The 17,555-nt window shown below is 71.3% G+C and carries 10 protein-coding genes and 1 tRNA gene; 6 read left to right on the top strand and 5 right to left on the bottom strand.

Translation table 11 applies throughout. The features are described 5' to 3' along the window. Positions 1 to 69: 69 nt before the first annotated feature. A complete protein-coding gene (locus tag F3L20_RS14265) occupies positions 70 to 3,453 on the bottom strand; it encodes an ALF repeat-containing protein (RefSeq protein WP_206338894.1) in 3,384 nt (1,127 codons plus the stop codon). 423 nt (positions 3,454 to 3,876) lie between these two features. Between F3L20_RS14265 and F3L20_RS14260 the strand changes: the two genes are divergently transcribed. Together F3L20_RS14260 and F3L20_RS14255 are read left to right on the top strand one after the other, a co-directional pair. Beyond that, positions 3,877 to 4,401 carry a hypothetical protein gene (locus F3L20_RS14260; protein ID WP_240810896.1) on the top strand — a complete coding sequence of 175 codons (525 nt, stop codon included), beginning with the start codon at positions 3,877 to 3,879 and terminating at the stop codon, positions 4,399 to 4,401. 80 nt (positions 4,402 to 4,481) lie between these two features. Then, the gene (locus F3L20_RS14255) at positions 4,482 to 6,683 is read left to right on the top strand and encodes a trypsin-like serine protease (protein WP_150154711.1); all 2,202 of its coding nucleotides are present in this window, start codon (positions 4,482 to 4,484) and stop codon (positions 6,681 to 6,683) included. Between the two features lie 163 nt (positions 6,684 to 6,846). Here the strand turns inward: F3L20_RS14255 and F3L20_RS14250 are convergent. The 4 genes from F3L20_RS14250 to sucC form a co-directional block, all read right to left on the bottom strand. Beyond that, positions 6,847 to 6,931, bottom strand: a tRNA-Leu gene (locus F3L20_RS14250). 139 nt (positions 6,932 to 7,070) lie between these two features. Continuing rightward, entirely contained in the window at positions 7,071 to 8,612 is a 1,542-nt protein-coding gene (locus F3L20_RS14245; RefSeq protein ID WP_150154710.1) for an aldehyde dehydrogenase family protein, read from the bottom strand. 96 nt (positions 8,613 to 8,708) lie between these two features. After that, complete coding sequence (sucD, locus tag F3L20_RS14240; RefSeq protein ID WP_145826311.1) at positions 8,709 to 9,626, bottom strand: succinate--CoA ligase subunit alpha; 918 nt, start codon at positions 9,624 to 9,626, stop codon at positions 8,709 to 8,711. Between the two features lie 14 nt (positions 9,627 to 9,640). Next, the gene (gene sucC, locus F3L20_RS14235) at positions 9,641 to 10,771 is read right to left on the bottom strand and encodes an ADP-forming succinate--CoA ligase subunit beta (RefSeq protein WP_150154709.1); all 1,131 of its coding nucleotides are present in this window, start codon (positions 10,769 to 10,771) and stop codon (positions 9,641 to 9,643) included. A 190-nt stretch (positions 10,772 to 10,961) separates the two neighbouring features. On the opposite strand from sucC, the gene F3L20_RS14230 reads away from it, so the two are divergent. From F3L20_RS14230 to F3L20_RS14215, 4 genes are all read left to right on the top strand, one after another. After that, positions 10,962 to 12,644 carry a thiamine pyrophosphate-binding protein gene (locus F3L20_RS14230; RefSeq protein ID WP_150154708.1) on the top strand — a complete coding sequence of 561 codons (1,683 nt, stop codon included), beginning with the start codon at positions 10,962 to 10,964 and terminating at the stop codon, positions 12,642 to 12,644. An 11-nt stretch (positions 12,645 to 12,655) separates the two neighbouring features. Further along, entirely contained in the window at positions 12,656 to 13,888 is a 1,233-nt protein-coding gene (gene frc / locus F3L20_RS14225) for a formyl-CoA transferase (RefSeq protein ID WP_145826314.1), read from the top strand. Between the two features lie 4 nt (positions 13,889 to 13,892). Beyond that, complete coding sequence (locus F3L20_RS14220) at positions 13,893 to 16,037, top strand: acetate--CoA ligase family protein (protein ID WP_150154707.1); 2,145 nt, start codon at positions 13,893 to 13,895, stop codon at positions 16,035 to 16,037. A gap of 123 nt (positions 16,038 to 16,160) precedes the next feature. Continuing rightward, complete coding sequence (locus F3L20_RS14215) at positions 16,161 to 17,540, top strand: OFA family MFS transporter (protein WP_150154706.1); 1,380 nt, start codon at positions 16,161 to 16,163, stop codon at positions 17,538 to 17,540. The last annotated feature ends 15 nt before the right edge of the window (positions 17,541 to 17,555 follow it).

Raw genomic sequence — 17,555 nt, 5'->3', positions numbered from 1 at the left:
GAACTCTCCGTGAAAGGGGGGAAGGGGGGCGCCGCCTGATCGCGGCGCCCCCGGGGAAGCGGAAGGGGATCAGGCCGCCAGGTCGTAGAGCTTGCTGAGGCCCTTGGTGATGGGCGAGACCAGGTCCTCGCCGACCTCCGTGATCTTGCCCACGACGGGCTTGACGAGAGCGCCACCGAGCGCCTTGTCGGCCGCGCCCACCCACTTGTAGGCGCCGAACGTGACCAGGCTCAGGCCGGTGCCGACGGCGGACTCCCAGAAGGCGCCGCTGGTGAAGCCGTGCTCGATGCCGGTGAAGAGGGTGCCGAGGGCGCCCGCGCCCGCGGAGACCGCGGCGAAGAAGCCGGCCGCGGCGAGGGCCGGCGGGAAGACGAAGGCGGCGAGGCCGCAGCCTGCCGCGAGCAGACCGGCGCCGATGCTGATCACGTCGGCGGCGTCCGCGTAGAACTGCGCGTCGTTCCACCACTCGTCGGCGTCGCCGTCCCCGGTGCCGTGCGGATTGACCTGGTCGTTCTTGCCGTTGTCGGCCGGGTTCTGCTTGTTCGCGCGCTGTTCCTCGGCTATGCGGGCGCGCTCCTTGGCTTCGGCGATCTCCTCGGCGCGCTTCTTGTCGGCGGCGATCCTCTTGGCCTGGGCGTACGCCTGGGCGGCGGCCTTCGCGTCGGCGGAGGCGGCGAGTTCGGCGGCGCGGGCCGCAGCGGCGGAGCGCTGGGCGGCGGCGGAGGACGCGACGGCCGCGCGCGCGGAGTCGACGGCCTTGTTGGCGGAGTAGTTGGCCGAACGGGCAGCGGTGCGGGCCTTGGCGGCGGCGTTCTTGGCGGTGTTGGCGGAGGCCTGGGCGGCGGCGGCCGACTGGTCGGCCGCCGCGGCGTGGTCCCGGGCCTGCTGGGCGTAGTCCTCGGCCTTGGCCGCGGAGTCGAGTGCCTTCTGCGCCCACTGCTGGGCCTCGGCGGCGGCCTTCCGTGCGTCGGCGGCGGCCTTCGAGGCGAGGGCCGCGTTCTCCTGCGCCTTCTCCGCGATCTTCGCGGCGGCGGAAATGGCTCCGCGGATCGCCGCCACGTGGGTGGCGGTGTCGTGGTCGAGCTGGGCCGTGCGGTACTGGATGACGGTGATGAAGTTGCGCAGCATCCACGCCGGTCCCTCGAGCGCGACCTCCGCGTACGCCTTGGTGTAGGGGCCCGCGGTGGTGATGAGCTGGTTGGCCCGGACCTTGTCGTCCTGCTTCTGCGCGCGCGGGTAGGCCTCGTCGAAGAAGTAGTTGAGCGACTCGGTGGTGTTCTCGTCGAGCGCGATGTTGGCGGCCTCGGTGACGGCCCTGCCCGCGCCCTCGGCGAGGATCTTGTTGATGGCGACGCGCAGATCCTCGTTGGATGCCCGCTTCATGCCGATGGTGAGGAAGTCGCCGACGGCCTTGGACTCGTTGCTCTCCAGCGCGGCAGCGGCGGCGGCGGCGACCTTCGGGCCGGCGATCGCCGCCACGTGGAGGGTGGTCTCGCGGTCGTCCTGTTCCTGGGCGAGGGCCCGGTCGAGGTCGATCCAGGCGTAGACGTCGTCGTCGGAACCGGCGAGGGCGTGCTGGGCGGCCTGCCGGGTGTGGGCCCCGCGGGAGTCGATCAGGACGACCGCGGCCTTGCGGCCCAGGGTGGCCGCCAATGCCATGTCCCCGGAGTACAGGGCTTGTTCGGCCTTCGCGATCGTGTCCAGGGTGTCCTGGGCGGTGCGCTCCGACATGAGCCGCTTGTCGCGGACGTCGGACAGCTCGTTCGCCTCGATGACGGCGAGCTGCTGGGCCTCCTCGATGGCCTGCTGCTTGTCCTGCTCCAGAGTCTGCGCCTCGGCGGCGCGCGCGTTCTTCTCCACCTCGAGGGCGTCGGCGACGGCCTGGGAGGCGATGTTGGCGGCCTTCACGGCCGCGTCGGCGTGGGCGGTCGACTTGTTGGCGTAGTCGATGGCCTTGCCCGCGTTGAGGACGGCTTCCTCGGCCGCGGCGGCGGCCTTGTCCGCGTGCTCCGCGGCGGAGTTCGCGGCGTCCCGCGCGGTGCGTGCCGCCTTGGCCGCGGCGCTCGCCAGCGCCTGGGCGGAGGAGGCGGCATTGGTGGCACGGTTGGCGGCGCTGTTGGCGATGGCGGCCTGACGCTTGGCCTCGTCGGCCTCGGCCTTGGCGACACCGGCCGACACCGCGGCCTGGGCCGCGGCCGCGGCGGCCGCGGCCGAGTTGCGGGCGGCGGAAGCGGCGGAAGCACCCGCCGAGCTGGCCGCCTCGCCGGCGATGGCGGCCTTGTCGGCCGCGGCGGCGGCGCTGCGGGCCTTGGCGGCGGCGTTCTTGGCGGCGACCGCCGCGTTCTTGGCGGCCTCCGCCTTCGTCGCGTCCTTGGACGCGGCTATCGCGGCGTTGTAGGCGGCGGTCGCGGCGCTGCCCGCCTTGGAGGCGGCCTGCGCGGCACCGGCGGCCGCCCAGGAGGCACGACGGGACGCCTGCACCGCCGCGTTGGAGGCGTTGATGGCGTTGCGGGCGGCGTCCGCCGCGCCCTTCGCCGCGCTCGCCGCCTTGCGGGCGGCGGCCCCTGCCTTCTGCACGTCGTTCTGGGCGGCGGAGGCCTCGGCGGCGGCCTTCTCCGCGGCCTCCTTGGCCTTGGCGGCGGCGGTCTCGGCGCGGGCCCCGGCCTCCACCGCCAGGTTGGTCTCCTTCTCGGCGCGCTTGCCCTCACGCTCGACGACGGCCACCAGTTCCTCGATGGTCGCCGCTTCCTGGTCACGGGCTCGGGCGATGTGCTGACCGGTTTCGATGAACCACTCGATGTCGGCCGCGGTACCGCTCAGCGCGCGGTCCGCGTACTTCTGCACCTCCGGACCACCGGTCATCAGCATGGTGCTGACCTGTACCCGGGTGTCCTCCAGCCGCGCGTCGTACTGCTTGTCGGTGAGGAAGGTGACGAGCGCCGCTTCGGTGCCGGCGTCCAGGGCGGCACTGGCCTCCCGGTTCACGCCCCTGCCGCCGGTGGACGCGACGATGTTGGTGGCGACCTTGAAGTCCTCCCGCATGGCGGGCCGGAAACCGTTGGTCAGGAACGCGGCGATCGCTTCGTCGCCGGACTCCAGGGCGGCGACGGCCTCACGGCGCAGGCCCTTGCCCGCGCGGTCCAAGCTGCTGATGATCGCGACCCGGTTGTCCTGCACGGTCTGCTTCGGCAGCGTCTCGGCGAGGAAGGTCGAGATCTCGGTGTCCGAGCCGTAGAGGGCCGTGGCGGCGGCGGCCTTGACCCCCCTGCCACCGGTCAGCCACGCGCGGACGACCTTGGCCCGGTCGGTGTCCGGCAGCGGCACCGGCTCGGGCGCGGTGCCCTCGGCGGCCGCGGCGGTGGCCGGCCGCAGGACCGAAGGGGTGGCGGCGACGGCGGTCGCGGCCGCGAGCGCGCCGAGTACGCGGCGTCTGCTCCAGAACATTGTCTGCATGGGGAATTCCTCGCGAAAGCTGGATGAGGCCCACAGCGATCCTGCGGGCCGGGCTGACCACGGAATGCGGCGGATAGTCGTCACTGGATTGCGCCGACCTTAGCAACTCACTGAATCGTCGGCCGAGTTATTAACCGCCCGTTGGACCCGACTGCAATGCAAACCTTTATTCATCAGTGTCCGGACAATTCACCCCAGTCACCGTGCGTCGCTCACGGAATCTTCACAAATGAGGTGCTGGATCATCCCCCCGGTTCGTGTTGACTTGACGAGGTCCACGGGGTTGATCACCCGTCACACCCATGGCTCACGGCGGTAGATGAGCCATTTCAAGCCACCGGAACACCCCCTCGGATGCGGGGCCTGTTTCGCATGCCCGTGATGCCGTTTCGGACTGAGGAAGCGATGAGGAGAAACAGCACAATGACCCTGCGGAAGCGCAGAAATCGGCTTGCGGCGAGGATTCTCGGCGCTGCGGCGGCCGGCACCCTCGCGATCCTCGCGGTAACCACCGGTCTCCCTGAATCGTCCACCCAGGGGGCGTCCCCGGAACTTGTCGTGGACGAAGCCCCCGGCTATGCCGTTGAGGATTTCAACTACCCGTTTGCAGACGAGATTCTGGCTGAAAAGAACATTGTCCTGAAGCGCGGCGACGGCCACATCACCCTGGCCGACTGCGCGGTCGGCACCGGTCAGATCGAGATCTCGACCCGGATCAGCGAAGACAACCTCTGCTTCGACACCGTCGGCGACGAGGGCTGGCTGACCTTGGAGATCCCCGCCGTCTACTCCATCAAGGGCAACGACTACTCCACCACCGTCGACATGACCGTCGGCACCGAGGAGAAGACCGTCGAGGTCCGCAAGAACGCCTGGACCCCGGTGGGCGAGTCCGCGGACCCGCAGGGGCGCGACCACATGCTCGTTGAGATCCGGACGGTCAAGTAGCCGAGTCCAGGACGCCGTCCCGGTCCGGACCCGCTCCCCCGACCACCCTGCTCAGCCTTGTGATTGAGGTAACCACTCCCATGCATCCCAGCAGACTCTCCCGCGTCGCCGCGCTCGGTGCCGTCCTGGCCGCCGGGTCGCTGGCGCTGTCCGCGGTGCCCGCGGCCGCCGTCACCGGCGGAACCCCGGTCGCCGACGCGGACACCACCTACGCCTACACCGCCCAGATCATCGTCGGCGGGCACGACCGCGGCTGTTCCGCGGTCCTCGTGGACACCGAATGGCTGCTCACGGCCGCCAGCTGCTTCGCCGCAGACCCGGCCGTCTCGCTCGCGGTCACTCCCGGCGCCCCGTCGAAGGCGGTCACCGCCGTCATCGGACGCAGCGACCTCTCCAACTCCCAGGGCGCCGAGCGCCGTGTCGTCGAGCTCGTGCCGCGCACGGACCGTGACGTGGTCCTGGCCAGGCTGAACCGGCCGGTCACCGACGTGGCGCCCGCCGCCCTCGCGACCACCGCGCCCGCGGCCGGCCAGCAAGTGAAGTTCGCCGGGTACGGCCGTACCGCCGACGAGTGGGCCCCGCTCCGTCTGCACACCGGGGCGTACACCGTCGACTCGGTCGCCGCCACCTCCGCGAACGTGACCGGCGTGAACGGCGCGGCCGCCTGCATGGGCGACGCCGGAGGCCCGGTCGTCGTCGCGGGCACGCTCGTCGGCCTCAGCAGCCAGTCGCACCAGGGCGGTTGCTACGGCACGGACGCCGCGCAGACCGGGACCGGCGGTGTGATCTCCCGGGTGGACGACCTGGCCTCCTGGGTGAGCTCCAAGGTCCGCGCCCCCCGCATCACCGACTTCAACGGTGACGGGATCGAGGACATCGCCATCGCCGACCCGGCGGCCACGGTCGGCGGTGACACCAACGCGGGTCTCGTGCGGATCGTGTACGGCGGCGGCAAGGGGACCGCCGAGATCAACCAGGACCTCGACTGGGTGGCCGGCGCGGCCGAGCAGGGCGACTGGTTCGGTGACGCGATCGACACCGTCGACTACAACGAGGACGGCTACACCGACCTCGTCGTCGGCAGCACCCTGGAGGACGTCGGCAGTGCCGCCGACGCGGGTTTCGTCGACGTGCTCTACGGTGCCTCCGGCGGCCTCGGCGCCGGGCCGCTGAAGAACACCCACCTCGAACAGGGCGCGGGCACCGGCGCGATCAAGGCGTCGGCCCCCGGGGCCGGTGAACGGATGGGCGACTCCGTCGCCGCGGGCACCACCGCCGAGGGCGAGCCCTACCTCCTGATCGGTGTGCCTGGTGAGACCGTGAACGGGAAGGCCAAGGCAGGTATGGCCTTCTACCTGCGCGGCGGCACCAATGTGGCCATCCACCAGGACACGACCGACGTGCCCGGTGCCGTCGAGGCCGATGACGGGTTCGGCGCGGCCGTGGCCGGCGACGCCAACCACATCGCCGTCGGCGCGCCCAACGAGAACATCGGCGGTGACGACGCGGCCGGCAACCTGGCCGTCTTCTCCCACACCCTCCACGCCGAAGGTCACCCCAAGCCGCTGTTCGGCCTCGACCAGGACCTCGACAACGTCTCCGGGGGTGCCGAAGCCGGCGACGAATTCGGCTACGCGCTGACCCTTACCGATTACCGGCCTTCCGGGGCCGCGACGGCCAACGAGTCGATGCTCGCGATCGGTTCACCCGGTGAGGCCATGACCGTCGGCACCGCCTCCAAGGCGGCTGCCGGCCGTGTGGTCGTCGGCCGTGTCACCGCCGCCGGCACCTGGCAGGAGTCCCGCGAGTTGTGGCAGGGCACCGCCGACGACGACGTCTCCGGCACCGCCGAGGCCGGCGACCGTATGGGCGAGAGCCTGACCGCGGTGAACACCGACCCGCGCGCCGTCTCCACGACGGCCACCATGCGCCTCGCCGTCGGTGTCCCCGGTGAGGCCCTCGGCACCACCGCCAACGCGGGTGCCGTTCACACCTTCTCCCTGGTCGCCGCAGCCGGCGCCAACGACAGGTGGATCGAAGCCGGTGACGGCGACGGTATCCCCGGTCCCCCCGGCGCCAACCAGTACCTGGGCCGCAACATCCACTACACCGGCACCCACCTGTACGTGGGCATGCCGTACGGCCCCGGCCTCGGCGCTCTGTACGCCCTGCCCATGTCGAACACCGTCGTCGGCGGCGCCGTCGCCCCGGTGACCGCCTACAAGCCCGGCACGGGCGGTCTGCCCAACGTCGGCACGCGATTCGGCGCGCAGGCACGGTAGGCGTCGCACGCGACACCCATCGGCCGGAACAAGGGCGGAGCCCCGAGAACCGAAAGGGTTCTCGGGGCTCCGCCCTTGTTCCGTGGCGTGTCCGGATCCACCGGCACCCCCGGGAACGGCTCGAGGGCCCCGACCGTGTGGTCGGAGCCCTCGAGGGAGCACGTGTCCGAGGGGGGACTTGAACCCCCACGCCCGATAAAGGGCACTAGCACCTCAAGCTAGCGCGTCTGCCATTCCGCCACCCGGACAAGGTGTCTGTCGCATGCGGGGTGGCCCCCCGCGGCGACAAGGACAACCATACCAAGGTTTCGCAGTGCCTTTCACCTGCGTTTCCTTCGCCCGGGAGGCGGTGCGGACAGCAGCGTGCGCGGCCGGGCCGCGACGGGCTCAGGGCGTCAGCCGGTGGTCCGGGAAGTTGCCCGGCAGCCTCTCCCCCGCCGGGCCCCGGGTCACCGCCCGGACGAGGAGCTCGCCGCCGACGAAGGCGCCGCGCCAGGACGCCCCGAAGCCGCCGAACAGCTCGTCCCGGTCACCGCGGGAGCGGGGCACCCCGTGGCCGATCTTGAAGGCGCGGATGTGCGGGGCCAGCCGGTCGAAGGTGGACCGCTCGTCCGTGGAGAGGGTGGCCACCAGGGCGCCGTTGGACGCGTTCATGGCGGCCAGCAGTTCTGCCTCCGTGTCGACCAGGACGATCGTGTCGACCGGGCCGAACGGCTCCGCGTGGTGCAGCGGGGAGGAGCGCGGCGGGTTGAGCAGCGTGACGGGCCGGACGTACGCCGACGTGTCCTGCCCGGGCAGGAAGCGGGCGCCGGCCGGCGTGCCCCGGTGCAGCGGGACGGCGCCCCGGTCGATGGCCTCGGCGACCTGGTCGTGGAGCTCCTTCGCCTTCGCCGCGTTGATCACCGGACCGAGGTCGAGCGCCGGGTACGGGTCGCCGGGGTGCTCGACGGCGAGGGGGTGGCCGATCCGCAGGGTGCGCACGGCCGGGAGGTAGGCGGCGAGGAACTCGTCGAAGAGGCTGCGCTGGACGACGAAGCGCGGGTAGGCCGTGCAGCGCTGCTTGCCGTAGTCGAACAGCTTGGGGATCACCGCGCCCAGGGTGTCCCAGTCGGAGTAGTTCCAGATGCCCCAGGTGTTCAGTCCCTCCTGTTCGAGGATGTGGCGTTTGCCCAGGTCGGCGACTGCCGTGGCGACCGCCGCACCGGTGTCGCGTCCGCCGACGAAGGAGACGCAGCCGATCTCCGGCGCCCGCACCAGTGCCTCGGACAGCTCGCCCCCGCTGCCGCTGACGAGGGTGACCGGGATGCCCTCGCGGGCGGCGAGCGCCGTGGCCAGGGTGAGGCAGGCGACGCCGCCGTCGGTCGGGGTCTTGGCGACGACCGCGTTGCCGGCCAGCGCCTGCACCAGCAGGGCGTGGACCAGCACGCTCATCGGGTAGTTCCAGCTCGCGATGTTGGAGACGGGGCCGTCGAGCGGGGTGCGGCCGTCGAGCATGGCGTCGATGCCGTCGACGTACCAGCGGACGCCGTCGATGGCCCGGTCTACGTCGGCGCGGGCCAGTCGCCAGGGCTTGCCGATCTCCCAGACGAGCAGCAGGGCGAGCAGGTCGCGGTGCTCGGCGAGCGCGTCCAGGGTGGCGGCGACGCGGGCCCGGCGTTCCGGCAGCGGGACGTGCCGCCAGGCGCGGTGCTGGTCCAGGGCCGCCCGCACGGCCTGCCGGGCGGTGGCCCGGTCCAGGCGGGGCGGGCCCGCGACGGGGCCGCCGTCCACGGGGCTGACGGCGGGCAGGGACCGTCCGTCCGCCTGCCACGTGGCGTTCCAGAGGTTCAGGACGCGGTCGTCCCGGAAGGCTTCCGGGGCGACGGTCAGGCAGCGCTGCCAGGCGTCGGCCCAGGCGGTGCCGGACTTGAGGGTGAGGGTGGGTGTCATACGGTTCGCTCCGCTCTCGGTGCACGGTCGAGAGATCAGGGGTGGCCCCGGGGGTCCGGGCGAGGAACAGGTACGGCTGCCCGGCCCCGCGAGGGTTCAGCTGCCGGCGTCCAGGACGGCCAGGACCTGCCGGGCCGTCTCCGTGGGCGTGCGGCCGACCCGCACGCCGGCCGCCTCCAGTGCCTGCTGCTTCGCCCGCGCCGTACCGGAGGATCCGGAGACGATCGCGCCTGCGTGGCCCATGGTGCGGCCCTCGGGGGCGGTGAAGCCGGCGATGTAGCCGACGACGGGCTTGGTGACGTGGTCGCGGATGTAGGCCGCCGCGCGTTCCTCCGCGTCGCCGCCGATCTCGCCGATGAGCACGATCAGGTCGGTGTCGGGGTCGTCCTGGAAGGCGGCCAGGCAGTCGATGTGGGTGGTTCCGACGACGGGGTCGCCGCCGATGCCGACGCAGGTGGAGAAGCCGATGTCCCGCAGTTCGTACATGAGCTGGTAGGTGAGGGTGCCGGACTTGGAGACCAGGCCGATGCGGCCGGGCTTGGTGATGTCGGCGGGGATGATGCCCGCGTTGGACTGGCCGGGGCTGATCAGGCCGGGGCAGTTGGGGCCGATGACGCGGGTACCCCGCCGGCGGGCGTGGGCGAGGAAGGCGACTGAGTCGTGGACGGGGACACCCTCGGTGATGACCACCGCGAGCCCGATGCCGGCGTCGGCGGCCTCGGTCACCGCCGCCCTGGTGAAGGCGGGCGGCACGAAGACCACGGTGACATCGGCTCCCGTCGCGTCCATGCCCTCGGCGACGGAGCCGAAGACGGGGACGGAACTGGGGGCACCTCCCAGGCCGTCCGGGCCCGGGGGGACCTCGAAGTCGACGGTGCGGCCGGCCTTGCGCGGGTTGACGCCGCCGACGACGTTCGTGCCGGCGGCGAGCATCCGCCGGGTGTGCTTCATGCCCTCGCCGCCGGTCATGCCCTGGACGAGGATCTTGCTCTCCTTGGTGAGGTGGATCGCCATGTCGTCCGGTCTCCTCAGGGTGTGGTGGCGAGGTGGGCGGCCCGGCTCGCGGCGCCGTCCATGGTGGTGACCTGTTCGACGAGCGGATGCGCGCGCTCCCCGAGAAGGGCCCGTCCGCGTTCCGCGTTGTTGCCGTCCAGACGCACGACGAGCGGCTTGGTGAGCCGTACGGTGTCCAGCGCGCGGACGATGCCGTCGGCGACCGCGTCGCAGGCGGTGATGCCGCCGAAGACGTTGACGAAGACGGACTTCACCGACGGGTCGGAGAGGACGACGGACAGTCCGTCGGCCATGACCTGGGCGGAGGCACCGCCGCCGATGTCGAGGAAGTTGGCGGGGCGGGCGCCGCAGCCGGCGACCACGTCGAGGGTGGACATGACGAGTCCGGCGCCGTTGCCGATGACGCCGACCTCGCCGTCGAGCTTGACGTAGTTGAGGCCCTTGGCGGCCGCCGCCGCTTCCAGCGGGTCGTGGCCCGTGTCCGCCTCGTCACCCCAACGCGCTTGCCGGAAACGGGCGTTGTCGTCGAGGGTGACCTTGCCGTCGAGCGCCATGATCTGTCCGTCGCGGGTGCGGACCAGCGGGTTGACCTCCACGAGGAGGGCGTCCTCACCGACCAGGACGTCCCACAGGCGCACCAGGACGTCGACGGTGCGCGCGGGCAGCCCCGCGGCGTCGGCGATGCGGGCCGCGACCGCCGGAGTGACGCCCTCGGCCGGGTCGACGGGTACGCGCGCCACGGCGTCGGGGCGGGTGGCGGCGACCTCCTCGATGTCCATGCCCCCTTCGGCGGAGGCGATGGCGAGGAAGCGGCCGGCGGCGCGGTCCAGGACGTAGGAGACGTAGAACTCGCTCTCGATGTCGACGGGTTGGGCCAGCATCACGGTGCCGACCGTGTGGCCCTTGATGTCCATGCCGAGGATCTGGCGTGCGGTGAGTTCGGCGGCGGCGGGGTCGGCGGCGAGTTTGACGCCGCCCGCCTTGCCGCGTCCGCCGGTCTTCACCTGGGCCTTGACGACCACGCGGCCGCCGAGCCTGCGGGCGATCTCGCGGGCCCGCTTGGGCGAGCCGGTGACCTCGGCCCGCGGCACCACGATGCCGTGGTCTGCGAAGAGTTCCCTTGCCTGGTGTTCGTACAGGTCCATCTCGGCTCCTGTCTGCGAAGTCGCCGGAGGGTCCGGTGGGGGCCGGGGACCGGCGACCGAAAAGTGCCGCGCACCCCCTGGACACCACCCATCGGATGCGGGATAACAAGCTTCATACAGTATTCGTCGACTGTATGCAATGTACCGCGACAGCGTTCCCCGCCCCCTAGGAAAGGGACAGGACCTCGCCATGCCCGACGACACCCAGGACGTCATCTCCGGCGGTCATCTCGTTGCCAAGGCCCTCAAGGCCGAGGGCGTCGACCGCATCTACACACTGTGCGGCGGCCACATCATCGACATCTACGACGGCTGCGTCGACGAGGGCATCGAGGTCGTCGACGTACGGCACGAGCAGGTCGCCGCGCACGCCGCCGACGGCTACGCGCGCATCACAGGGAAACCCGGCTGCGCGGTGGTCACGGCGGGACCGGGCACCACCGACGCGGTCACCGGGGTCGCCAACGCCTTCCGCGCGGAGTCGCCGATGCTGCTGATCGGCGGCCAAGGGGCTCTGACCCAGCACAAGATGGGGTCGCTGCAGGACCTGCCGCACGTCGACATGATGAACCCCGTCACCAAGTTCGCGGCGACCGTGCCGGACACGGCGCGCGCCGCGGACATGGTGTCGATGGCCTTCCGCGAGTGCTACCACGGCGCGCCCGGGCCCTCCTTCCTGGAGATCCCGCGCGACGTGCTGGACGCGAAGGTGCCCGCCGACAAGGCGCGGGTGCCCCGGGAGGGCGCCTACCGGGCCTCCACCCGCTCGCCCGGCGACCCGGAGGCGGTCGAGAAGCTGGCCGACCTGCTGGTGCACGCCGAGAAGCCGGCGATCCTGCTGGGCAGCCAGGTGTGGACGACCCGGGGCACCGAGGCCGCCGTCGAGCTGGTCCGCACCCTCAACGTCCCCGCGTACATGAACGGGGCGGGGCGCGGCACCCTGCCGCCCGGGGACCCGCACCACTTCCAGCTGTCGCGCCGGTACGCGTTCTCCAACGCCGACGTCATCGTCATCGTCGGCACGCCCTTCGACTTCCGCATGGGCTACGGCAAGCGGCTCTCCCCCGCCGCGACGGTCGTGCAGATCGACCTCGACTACCGCACGGTGGGCAAGAACCGCGACATCGACCTCGGCATCGTCGGGGACGCGGGGCTGGTGCTGAAGGCGGTGACCGAGGCGGCCTCGGGGCGGGTCAACGGCGGTGCGTCCAGGCGCAAGGAGTGGCTGGACGAGCTGCGGGCCGCCGAGCAGACCGCGCTCGACAAGCGGCTGCCGCAGCTGCGCTCGGACGCCTCCCCCATCCACCCGTACCGGCTGGTGAGCGAGATCAACGACTTCCTCACCGAGGACTCGATCTACATCGGCGACGGCGGCGACATCGTCACCTTCTCCGGGCAGGTCGTGCAGCCCAAGTCGCCCGGTCACTGGATGGACCCGGGGCCACTCGGGACGCTCGGTGTCGGCGTGCCGTTCGTGCTGGCCGCCAAGCAGGCCCGGCCGGACAAGGAGGTCGTCGCGCTGTTCGGCGACGGCGCGTTCTCCCTCACCGGCTGGGACTTCGAGACGCTGGTCCGCTACGACCTGCCGTTCGTCGGCATCGTCGGCAACAACTCCTCGATGAACCAGATCCGTTACGGCCAGGCCGCCAAGTACGGCAAGGACCGCGAGCGGGTCGGCAACACCCTCGGGGACGTCCGCTACGACGAGTTCGCGCGGATGCTCGGCGGCCACGGCGAGGAGGTCCGCGACCCCGCCGACATCGGGCCCGCGCTGCGCCGCGCCCGGGAGTCGGGCAAGCCGTCGCTGATCAACGTCTGGGTGGATCCCGACGCGTACGCCCCCGGAACCATGAACCAGACCATGTACAAGTGAGGTGAACGCCCGTGACCCCCAAGGCACTTGAGGGCATCCGCGTCCTCGACATGACCCACGTCCAGTCCGGGCCCTCCGCGACCCAGCTGCTGGCCTGGCTCGGCGCGGACGTCGTCAAACTGGAGGCACCGACCGGCGACATCACGCGCAAGCAGCTGCGTGACCTGCCGGACGTCGACTCCCTCTACTTCACGATGCTCAACTGCAACAAGCGGAGCATCACCCTCAACACCAAGACCGAGCGCGGCAAGGAGATCCTCACCGAGCTGATCCGGCGCTCGGACGTCATGGTCGAGAACTTCGGGCCGGGCGCGGTCGACCGGATGGGGTTCACCTGGGACCGCATCAGGGAGATCAACCCGCGCATCGTCTACGCCTCCATCAAGGGCTTCGGGGACGGGCCCTACACCGCCTTCAAGGCGTACGAGGTCGTCGCGCAGGCGATGGGCGGTTCGATGTCGACCACCGGTTTCGAGGACGGGCCGCCGCTCGCCACGGGCGCCCAGATCGGCGACTCGGGCACCGGCGTGCACGCGGTGGCCGGCATCCTCGCCGCGCTGTTCCAGCGGGAGCGCACCGGGCGCGGGCAGCGGGTGAACGTGGCCATGCAGCACGCGGTGCTCAACCTCTGCCGGGTGAAGCTGCGCGACCAGCAGCGCCTGGCGCACGGGCCGCTCGCCGAGTACCCGAACGAGGACTTCGGCGACGAGGTGCCCCGCTCCGGCAACGCGTCCGGAGGCGGTCAGCCCGGCTGGGCCGTGAAGTGCGCGCCGGGCGGCCCGAACGACTACGTGTACGTCATCGTGCAGCCCGTCGGCTGGAAGCCGGTCAGCGAGCTCATCGGCCGGCCCGAGCTGGCGGACGACCCCGAGTGGGCGACGCCGGAGGCCCGGCTGCCGAAGCTGAACAAGATGTTCCAGCTGATCGAGGAGTGGTCCTCGACGCTCCCCAAGTGGGAGGTGCTGGAGCGGCTCAACGCGCACAACATCCCGTGCGGGCCGATCCTGTCCACCAAGGAGATCATCGAGGACCGCTCGCTGGTCGCCAACGAGATGGTGGTGACGGTCCCGCATCCCGAGCGCGGCGAGTTCGTCACCGTGGGCAGCCCGCTGAAGCTGTCCGACTCCCCCGTGGACGTGGTCGCCTCCCCGCTGCTCGGCGAGCACAACGAAGAGGTCTACGTCGGCGAACTCGGCCTCGGCGACGAGGAAGTGCGCCTGCTCAAGTCGAACGGGGTGATCTGACGTGATGGCCGAGGACCGGGCGTCGAAGGTGCGCGCGCTGCTGGACGCGGTGCGTGCCGAGGGGCGGACCGCGCTCACCGCGCCCGAGGGCAAGGTGATCGCCGACGCGTACGGCATCGCCGTGCCCGGGGAGGAGCTGGCGCGGGACGTCGACGAGGCGGTGGCGTGCGCGGCGCGGCTGGGCGGGCCCGTCGTGATGAAGATCGTGTCCCCGGACATCCTGCACAAGACCGACGCCGGCGGTGTGGTCGTGGGCGTCGAGGGCGCGGCGGACGTGCGGGCGGCGTTCTGCCGGATCGTGGAGAACGCCCGGGCGTACGACCCCGGGGCGCGCATCGAGGGCGTGCAGGTGCAGGAGTTGCTGCCGCGGGGCCAGGAGGTCATCGTCGGCGCGGTCACCGACCCGACGTTCGGGAAAGTGGTGGCGTTCGGGCTCGGCGGGGTGCTCGTCGAGGTGCTGAAGGACGTCACGTTCCGGCTGGCGCCGGTGGACGCCGCCGAGGCGCTGTCGATGCTGGACTCGATCCGGTCGGCGGAGATCCTCACCGGGGTGCGGGGCCAGGAGGGCGTGGACCGGTGGGCGGTCGCCGAGCAGATCCGGCGGGTGTCCGAACTGGTCACGGACTTCCCGGAGATCGCCGAGGTGGACCTCAACCCGGTGATCGCCACGCCGGCCGGAGCGGTCGCGGCCGACATCCGGGTGATCCTCGCGGAGGGGGTGCCCAAGGAGCGGCGCCGGTACTCCCGGGAGGAGATCCTCACCTCCATGCGGCGGCTGATGCAGCCGCGGTCGGTGGCGGTGATCGGCGCGTCCAGCGAGCCCGGCAAGATCGGCAACTCGGTGATGCGCAACCTCGTCGACGGCGGCTTCGCCGGGGAGATCCATCCGGTGAACCCCAAGGCCGATGACATCTTGGGCCGCAAGGCGTACAAGAGTGTCACCGACGTTCCCGGCGAGGTGGATGTGGCGGTCTTCGCGATTCCCGCCCGGTTCGTGGCCTCGGCGCTGGAGGAGGTGGGGCGCAAGCGGATCCCGAACGCCGTCCTCATCCCCTCCGGCTTCGCCGAGACCGGTGAGCAGGCGCTGCAGGACGAGATCGTGGAGATCGCCGAGCGGCTGGGCATCCGGATCCTCGGGCCCAACATCTACGGCTACTACTCGACCTGGCAGGACCTGTGCGCCACGTTCTGCACGCCCTACGACGTCAAGGGCGGGGTGGCGCTGACCAGCCAGTCGGGCGGCATCGGCATGGCGATCCTGGGCTTCGCGCGGACCACGAAGACGGGCGTCTCGGCGATCGTCGGCCTCGGCAACAAGTCGGACCTCGACGAGGACGACCTGCTGACCTGGTTCGGGGAGGACCCGCACACCGAGTGCATCGCGATGCACCTGGAGGACCTCAAGGACGGGCGCGCGTTCGTCGAGGCCGCGCGGGCGACCGTGCCGAAGAAGCCGGTGGTGGTGCTGAAGGCGGGCCGTACGGCGGCGGGCGCCAGGGCCGCGGGCTCGCACACCGGGGCGCTCGCGGGCGACGACGCCGTGTACGACGACATCCTGCGGCAGGCCGGCGTGATCCGGGCGCCGGGTCTCAACGACATGCTGGAGTACGCGCGGGCGCTGCCCGTGCTGCCCGCTCCGCAGGGCGACAACGTCGTGATCATCACCGGGGCGGGCGGCAGCGGGGTGCTCCTGTCGGACGCGGTGACGGACAACGGGCTGACGCTGATGGAGATCCCGCCCGATCTGGACGCGGCCTTCCGGGAGTTCATCCCGCCGTTCGGGGCCGCCGGCAACCCGGTGGACATCACCGGGGGCGAGCCGCCGTCGACGTACGAGGCGACGATCCGGCTGGGACTCGAGGACCCGCGCATCCACGCGCTGGTGCTCGGCTACTGGCACACGATCGTCACACCCCCCATGGTGTTCGCCGAACTCACCGCGCGCGTGGTGGCCGAGTTCCGCGAGAAGGGCATCTCCAAGCCCGTGGTGGCCTCGCTCGCCGGAGACGTGGAGGTCGAGGAGGCCTGCCAGTACCTCTTCGAGCGCGGCGTCGTGGCTTACCCGTACACGACCGAGAAGCCGGTGGCCGTCCTCGGCGCCAAGTACCGCTGGGCGCGGGCGGCCGGACTCCTGGGAGGCGGCTCATGAGCTGAACGGAACCGGGCGGCCGGCCGGCGGGTGCGCGCCGGCCGGTCCCGGACCCGGGCGCGCACGAAAGGCACGGGACAGGGGGCGCTGGCCAGTTCTTTCGACGCAAGGGGTGCAAACTACATGACAACCACGGATGTCACACGGGTCGTCCCCTATCGGGAGGTGACCGACAGGAACGGGCGGGTCTACCGCGTCGGCGAGACCGACGTCGACATCATGGGCCGCAAGCGCAAGTGGATGGTGATCCTGCCCTGGGTCGGCATGATGGGCATCTCCTCTGCCGAGTACGCGTTCGCGTCGGCGGAGGACACGCTCCACGAGGCCCACAGCTGGTCCAGCGGCAGCATCTACTGGATGATGACCGCCTGGGTGTTCTGCCAGGCCGCGGTGGCCTTCCCGGCGGGCCGGCTGCGGGAGAACGGCAAGCTGCCCGCGCGGTGGGCGATGATGCTCGGCTCGGTCGGCACGCTGCTCGGCTATCTCTCGCTGGCGTTCGCGCCGCATGTCGCGCTGGCCTTCATCGGGTTCGGCGTGTTCAGCGGCATGGGCGCCGGCATGGTGTACGCGACCTGCGTCAACATGGTCGGCAAGTGGTACCCGGAGCGCAAGGGCGGCAAGACCGGCTTCGTCAACGGCGGTTTCGCCTACGGGTCGGTGCCCTTCGTCTTCATCTTCCACGGCTACATGGACGGCTCCAACTTCCGCTGGGTGCTGGTCTCCTCCGGTGTCTTCCTCGCCGCGGTGGTGGCCGTCGCCGGCTTCTACTTCCGCGACCCGCCGAAGAACTGGTGGCCGGACTCCATCGACCCGCTGAACCCGCCGGACGACCCGCGGGCCCGGCGTTCGCTCGAGAAGAACCCCCCGGCCGTGAAGCAGTACTCGCCCCTGGAGGCGTGGCGGACCGGCCGGGTGGCGCTGATGTGGTTCTGTCTCGCCTGCACCTCCGGCGTGAACATCTTCGGCATCGCCTTCCAGGTGGACATCGGTGAGCACGCGGGCTTCGCGGCCGGCATCGTGGCCACCGCGATGTCGCTCAAGGCGATCGTCAACGGCACCGGGCGCGGCGTGATCGGCTGGCTCTCCGACCTCTACGGCCGCAAGCAGTGTCTGCTGTACGTGTGCGTGATCCTGGGCCTGGCCCAGTTCGGCATCATCTGGTCGGCGGAGATCAAGAACCTGCCGCTGTTCCTGGTCTTCTCCGCGATCTCCGGCTTCGGCGGCGGTGCCATCTTCCCGATGTTCGCGGCGCTGACCGCGGACTACTTCGGGGAGAACAACAACGCCACCAACTACGGGATGGTCTACAGCTCCAAGCTGGTCTCGGGTCTCGGCGCGGGCATGGGGTCCGTGGTCGTCGCCGCCTGGGGCTACAACGGCGCCTTCGGGCTCGCGGGCGGCATCTCGCTGTTCGCCGGGTTCGTCGCGCTGTTCCTGACCCCGCCGGGACGGACCAGGAAGAAGCAGGTGACGCCCAACCCCCGTCCGCTCGGGGAGGGTTGACGGGCGGTACCCGCG

Source organism: Streptomyces tendae, assembly GCF_008632955.1.
Lineage (GTDB): Bacteria > Actinomycetota > Actinomycetes > Streptomycetales > Streptomycetaceae > Streptomyces.
Note: the sequence above shows the minus strand (reverse complement) of the source record. Positions and strands in the feature narration are given on the sequence as shown.

Bases quoted from the DNA above. Each gene is read 5' to 3' on its own strand.
- sucD (WP_145826311.1), bottom strand. From the start codon at position 9,626: ATGGCGATCCACCTCACCAAGGAGAGCAAGATCCTCGTCCAGGGCATG.
- F3L20_RS14255 (WP_150154711.1), top strand. From the start codon at position 4,482: ATGCATCCCAGCAGACTCTCCCGCGTCGCCGCGCTCGGTGCCGTCCTG.
- F3L20_RS14260 (WP_240810896.1), top strand. From the start codon at position 3,877: ATGACCCTGCGGAAGCGCAGAAATCGGCTTGCGGCGAGGATTCTCGGC.
- F3L20_RS14230 (WP_150154708.1), top strand. From the start codon at position 10,962: ATGCCCGACGACACCCAGGACGTCATCTCCGGCGGTCATCTCGTTGCC.
- F3L20_RS14220 (WP_150154707.1), top strand. From the start codon at position 13,893: ATGGCCGAGGACCGGGCGTCGAAGGTGCGCGCGCTGCTGGACGCGGTG.
- sucC (WP_150154709.1), bottom strand. From the start codon at position 10,771: ATGGACCTGTACGAACACCAGGCAAGGGAACTCTTCGCAGACCACGGC.
- F3L20_RS14265 (WP_206338894.1), bottom strand. From the start codon at position 3,453: ATGCAGACAATGTTCTGGAGCAGACGCCGCGTACTCGGCGCGCTCGCG.
- F3L20_RS14245 (WP_150154710.1), bottom strand. From the start codon at position 8,612: ATGACACCCACCCTCACCCTCAAGTCCGGCACCGCCTGGGCCGACGCC.
- F3L20_RS14215 (WP_150154706.1), top strand. From the start codon at position 16,161: ATGACAACCACGGATGTCACACGGGTCGTCCCCTATCGGGAGGTGACC.